Here is a 6,197-nt window from a genome sequence, read left to right as displayed (position 1 = left end):
CATATATTATATATTAAAAATAGAACAATTAATAAAAAAGGGGGAGATTATATGTCAATAACAGTTGAAAATATGCTTAAAATTAAAAGTTTCTCTGACTTTAAAATATTAGCAGGACATGATGGAACAAACAGAAGGGTTAAATCCGTCACTGTCATGGAAGCACCAGATATGTATAAATGGCTAAAGGGCGGCAAATTTTTTATTACAACTGGTTACTGGATGAAATATGTACCTAATAAAATTGAAGAATTGATAATTAAAATTGAAAATTCAGGTGCTTCTGCATTTGGCATAAAACTCAACAGGTTTATCGATGCACTCCCGGATAAAGTGCTCAAAACAGCTGACAACCTATCCTTTCCAATAATACAGATACCTTCTTATTGTGCATTTATAGACATTATAAATCCTGTACTTTCTTTAATTATAAATCAACAAGCTCTAAAACTAAAGTATTCCGAAAATATTCATAGATCATTTACTTCTCTTGTTATAAATGGAGGTAACACACAACAAATAGTTGATACCCTGGGAAATATATTGAAAATCGATGTTGCATTTTATGATACATATTTTGATAAAAAATACGTCAATTCAAATTTGGATAAGTTTTCCAAATTCTTTAATGACATTAAATCATTTGAAATAGATAAAATTTTGTCGTTATATGATCATTATCCAATAAATATATATAAAAAAAATTATGGATATATTATTATATCCAACGAAAAAATAAAAAATAAATATGTGTCTGAATACAATAAAATGGTTGTAGAACACGCAAGTACGGTATTAAAACTCGATATTCAAAAAAAAATATCCAACATGCAAATAGAAGAAAAATATAGAAATGAATTTGTAAGAGACTTAATAACAAATAATATAAAAACAAGTGAAGAAGTAAAAAATAGATCCAAACTCTATAATTGGAATTTTGACGCAGGGATAATATCTATTATTGTAGATATAGATAATTTCAAGATGAATTATCTAAAAATAAAGAACAAAAAAATGAATTATAGTCTTGAAAATACAAAACTAATCATATTTAAATCTGCAATAAAAATTTTAAAGAAATATTTTAAAGAAGTTCCCTATACTACATTCAATGATAGCCTTACCTTATTAATTAAGCCTATATATAAAGATAAATTAAAATTTTCCAACAAGTTAAAAAAAATATGCAGAGAAATAAATGCAAACATACTAAAAAAAACCAATTTTACAGCTACTATAGGAATTGGAAATTATGAATCATCAGTAATGAATTCTCATATAAGCTATAAAAATGCTAAAATGGCAGTAAAATTAGGACGAATTATATACAAGTGTAATAACGTAATTTCTTATGATGAACTTGGTATATATAAATTATTGTCGCTAATATATAAAAGTAATGCTGCAAAAAATTTTTATTTATCTAATTTACAGGAATTAATAGATCACGATAAAAAAAATAATGGAGATTTGCTAAATACACTATACTATTTAATAAAAAACAATTGGAACCTTAAGGTTACTTCTGAAAAAATGTATTTACATTATAATACTATAAAATATAGGTTTAATAAAATTAATGAACTGCTAAATGTTGATCTCAGAAATTCTGAAGAAAGAATAAATATAACCATATCCTTAAAATTAATGGAGATGGCTGAGTAGTACAAAACTCAGCCATTATTTTTATATTATTGGAACAGTGTAAATGCTATATGCTAGTGATAAGATATACCAAATAAGTTATTAGAAAGAGGGTTTATAAATTGTACGATATTGTAATAAAAAATGGAAAGATCATATCAGGATGCGGAAATCCCTGGTATAAAGCAGACATAGGCATAATAGGCGATACTATATCTCACATAGGAAATATTTCAGAAAAAGATGCAAATGAAATAGTTGATGCTGAAGATCTCATTGTTTGTCCTGGCTTTATCGATGCACATTCCCATGGAGATCTAAGGATACTTGGTGAACCAACGGCCTCAGAGAAATTAATGCAGGGTGTAACAACTGAAATAAACGGCCAGTGTGGAATAGGAATTGCCCCAATAAAAAACGAAGACAAAGAAAATTGGAGAAATTATATTTATGGAATATTCGGAGAATATCCTGAAATTCACTTCAACTGGAATACGTTAGAACAATACCTAAAAGAAGTTGAAAAAAAGCAACCGTCAATTAATGCTGGATATTTGGTAACTTTCGGAGCCGCAAGGCTTATGGTAATGGGTTTTGACAGTAGAGAACCCAATGATGATGAGATAAAAAAAATTGTACAAATTATCGATGAATCTATGAAGTCAGGAGCCTTCGGTATGTCTCTAGGTATGATATATGTCCCAACAGTATTTGCAACTAATAGAGAACTGATAGAAACCTGTAAAATAGTTGCTGAAAATAATGGTGTGGTAGGAATACACATAAGAAATGAAGGAAATGATTTGATAAATTCAGTGCAGGAGGTAATTAATCTAACCAAAGAAACCGGAGTCTCCTTTCAAATTTCCCATTTAAAAGCTGGTGGAAAAAATAATTGGCATAAATCCATAGATAAAGTTATCAAAATGATTGAGCTAGCTAGAGAAGAGGGATTTGACATAACCTTTGATCAATATCCTTATGATTCATGCAGTACCATGTTAAGACAGGTTCTGCCTCCATGGGTTCTCGATGGGGGAAATGAAAAAATGAAAGCAAGAATTTCAGATAAAGATATCAGGGTTAAAGTCAATAGGCAGATAAACGGGGAGTCTCCCGTGGATGGGCTGACTTCAAAAGCCGGTTGGGACAATTATGCTAATCTAGGCGGGTGGGACGGAATACTTATAACTTCAGTGAAATCCAAAAATAGCCAGAAATGCTTAGGGAAAACCATTAAACAGCTATCAGACGAAATGAATAAAGAACCTATAGATGTAGTATGTGATTTATTAATAAAAGAAGACGGTGCAGTTGGAATGGCAGTATATATGATGTGTGAAGATGATGTAAAAACTATTTTAAAACACGAATTAGGAATGGTTGGAACAGATGGACTATATGGCGGCAAACCACACCCAAGATTATATGGCACATTTCCAAAAATACTTGGTAAATATGTAAGACAAGAAAATTTAATATCTCTAACTACAGCTATAAGAAAAATAACATCATACCCTGCTCAAAGATATGGAATTAGAGACAGAGGAATGATACTGCAGGGGATGAAAGCGGATATCACAATATTTGATGAAAATAAAATCATTGATAATTCCACATTTAATGATCCATTTCATTATCCTGACGGGATAAAATATGTACTAGTCAATGGGAAAATTGAAGTAAAGAATAATAAGATTGTCAATAAAGGTAATGGAAATGTACTACTAAAAAAATAATACATTTTTCTGTTCAATTCTAATATATTAATATTAGCGTTCTAAAATCCAGAATATTATGAATTAAAGGAAGGGAAAAAGCATGCCAAAAAAAAGAAATATAATCTTACTAATTTTATTTATCACATGGACTGTATGCTACATGGACAGAATGGTAATGACTGTTGCCATACCATATATCGCTAAGGATTTTAATTTGACATCAGTTGAAATGGGTGTTGTGATAAGTGCATTTTTCTTAGGATACGCACTTTTTCAAATCCCAGGGGGTATGCTGGCAGATAAATTTGGGGCCAGAAAAGTCATGGCTATAGCCGTTTCATGGTGGTCAGCATTTACTGCCTTTACTGGTATGGCTACTTCGCTGCTTAGCATGTTGATCATTCGATTCCTATTTGGCCTGGGTGAGGCCAGTTTTCCGGGAGGTTCGTGGAAAACCGTTTCCACCTGGTTCCCAAAAAAAGAAAGGGCAACCGCCAATTCTTTTATGCTGTCTTCAAACTCTTTAGGTCCTGCAATTGCACCTTTATTTGTAGTAGGAATTATGGCAGCCTTCAGTTGGCGATCTGTATTTTATTTTCTGTTTATTCCAGGCATGATAGTTGTTGCATTAATCTTATACTTTGTAAGAAATAAACCTGAAGATAGCAATATGATATCCCCTGAGGAATTAAAAATAATCAATGAAAAAGACCCTGAAGAATGCTCAGCTAATAAACTAAGTTTTAGGGATGTTGTTAAACTTCCTGTGGTATGGAAAATATTTTTTACTTTTTTCGCTTTTGACATAGTGTTTTGGGGGTTTTCTTCCTGGATACCCACTTATTTAGTAAATGCACGTGGTTTTAAATTAGTAAAGATGGGCATAATTGCATCACTACCTTTCTTCGCAGGAACAATAGGAACTGTTGCAGGAGGTTATTTTTCCGATAAATATTTTGTCGGTAAGCGCCGCTTTGTAATTATAATTTCCTTAATATCTACAGCTCTCTGTTTAATCTTAACTTATATAACTCCAAATGAAGCATTAGCTATGACTTTTTTAACTTTTACTGGATTCTTCATCTGCATGGCATTTGGCGGTATTTGGGCTCTCCCAATGAATATTTTACCTTCTGAGGTAATGGGTTCATCCTCCGGACTTATTAATTTTGCCGGTCAAATTGCAGGATTTATTTCACCAATTGCAATAGGATTTCTAGTTCAAATGGCTGGAGGTTCGTTTGGAATAGCATTTGCCTTTCTTGTCGTTGCCTGCCTTATTTCCACTAGTATTGCGTTCACAATACATGAAAAGAAAGAGGTGAATATAAATGGAAAAACAAATTGAGTTTCTTAAAGAGCTTTTAAATACTAATAGTGTAAATCCTCCTGGTAATGAAGAACAAATTGCCAAAATAATCGCTAAAGAATTAAATGAAAACGGCATCGCCTCAACCATACGTCCTATAGAAGAAAACCGTGCTTATTTAATAGCAAAGCTTAAAGGAAATGGTAACAAAAAAAGTTTAGTATTTTCAGGACATATGGACACAGTACCACCAGGAGATATTCCCTGGAAATACAAACCTTTTGAGGTACAGGAAATAAACGGACGTCTTTATGGCCGTGGAGCATCAGATATGAAAGGTGGACTGGCTGCTTTAACAATGGCTATGGTTGAAATCGCTAAAGAGGGGATCCCTTTAGAAGGTGATCTCATTTTAGCTGCTACTGCAGGTGAAGAAGTTGATAGCCTTGGAGCAAAAGCAGTAATACAAGATGATATTTTAAAAAATATAGGGGCGATGATAATCGGAGAACCAAGCAGCAATGAAATTTTTATTTCTCATAAAGGAGCATTATGGCTTGAGGTGATTTCTTATGGTAAAACTGCACATGGTTCAATGCCAGATAAGGGAATTAATGCAATTGAAAATATGAATTCTTTAATAAACATTCTCCACAACAGATTTAAATTTAAATATAAGGAAAACAACCTGCTTGGAGAGCCAACTTTAAATATTTCTATTATTTCCGGCGGAATCAGGACTAATATGGTTCCTAACATATGTAAAATGCAAATGGACATACGTACAGTTCCAGGACAAAATCATCAAGAAATTATATCAGATATTAAATTCCTAATAAAAGAAATCGAAAAAAATTCCAATGCTAAATTTGAATTAAAAATATTAAATAACTTAATAGCAGTTGAAACTTCAATGGATGATCCATTCGTTGAATTGGCACAATCTACAGCAGATGAATTATTTAATTATGAACACAAATTTAAAGGAGCAAAATATTATACAGATGCATCCACATTTGTTTCTGGATTAAAAACCAATTTTCCATTATTTATTTATGGTCCAGGTGAAGAATCAATAGCACACCAAGCAAATGAATATATAGAAATAAGCAAATATTTGGATGCCATTAAATTTTATAAAAAAATAGCCTTAAGATACCTTAAATAATATGCCTTATAAAGAGAGTATAGTAAATAATTTTAAGGTTCTAATGAGAATTATCTAGTTTGGAGATGATAAAAATGGCCATCATGGAAGAAGCTCAAAAAATTAAACCCTGGATGGTGGATCTCAGAAGGGATTTTCACATGCATCCGGAGCCATCTTTTGAAGAAGTGAGAACATCAAAAATCATAGCCCGTGAACTTGAAAAAATGGGTATAGCTGTGGCTACTACAGGTAGAACAGGAGTTATTGGACTTTTAAAGGGAAAGGGGACTGGAAAAGTCATTGGACTTAGGGCTGATATCGATGCATTGTCAGTTACAGAGGATACAGGGCTCCCATACAGTTCAAAAAATCC

At 32.1% G+C, this 6,197-nt stretch carries 4 protein-coding genes and 1 pseudogene; all 5 read left to right on the top strand.

Translation table 11 applies throughout. The features are described from left to right. Positions 1–51: 51 nt before the first annotated feature. The gene (locus J5G60_RS15885; RefSeq protein ID WP_207876578.1) at positions 52–1,665 is read left to right on the top strand and encodes a PucR family transcriptional regulator; all 1,614 of its coding nucleotides are present in this window, start codon (positions 52–54) and stop codon (positions 1,663–1,665) included. Positions 1,666–1,766: 101 nt separating this feature from the next. After that, entirely contained in the window at positions 1,767–3,383 is a 1,617-nt protein-coding gene (locus J5G60_RS15880) for an N-acyl-D-amino-acid deacylase family protein (protein WP_150357974.1), read from the top strand. 82 nt (positions 3,384–3,465) lie between these two features. Next, positions 3,466–4,713 carry an MFS transporter gene (locus J5G60_RS15875; RefSeq protein ID WP_150357975.1) on the top strand — a complete coding sequence of 416 codons (1,248 nt, stop codon included), beginning with the start codon at positions 3,466–3,468 and terminating at the stop codon, positions 4,711–4,713. Then, the gene (locus J5G60_RS15870; RefSeq protein ID WP_150357976.1) at positions 4,697–5,842 is read left to right on the top strand and encodes an ArgE/DapE family deacylase; all 1,146 of its coding nucleotides are present in this window, start codon (positions 4,697–4,699) and stop codon (positions 5,840–5,842) included. Before J5G60_RS15875 ends, J5G60_RS15870 begins: the two co-directional genes overlap by 17 nt. Positions 5,843–5,916: 74 nt before the next feature. Beyond that, positions 5,917–6,197: pseudogene (locus J5G60_RS15865) on the top strand (M20 metallopeptidase family protein); the annotation flags it as partial.

The sequence above is a fragment of the Clostridium sp. HV4-5-A1G genome, assembly GCF_900184915.1.
Classification (GTDB): Bacteria; Bacillota; Clostridia; order Clostridiales; family Clostridiaceae; genus Clostridium_B; species Clostridium_B aromativorans.
This window is presented reverse-complemented; position numbering and strand designations above follow the sequence as displayed.

Excerpts from the sequence above, each read along its gene's own strand:
- J5G60_RS15885 (WP_207876578.1), top strand. The coding sequence starts at position 52 with ATGTCAATAACAGTTGAAAATATGCTTAAAATTAAAAGTTTCTCTGAC.
- J5G60_RS15875 (WP_150357975.1), top strand. The coding sequence starts at position 3,466 with ATGCCAAAAAAAAGAAATATAATCTTACTAATTTTATTTATCACATGG.
- J5G60_RS15870 (WP_150357976.1), top strand. The coding sequence starts at position 4,697 with ATGGAAAAACAAATTGAGTTTCTTAAAGAGCTTTTAAATACTAATAGT.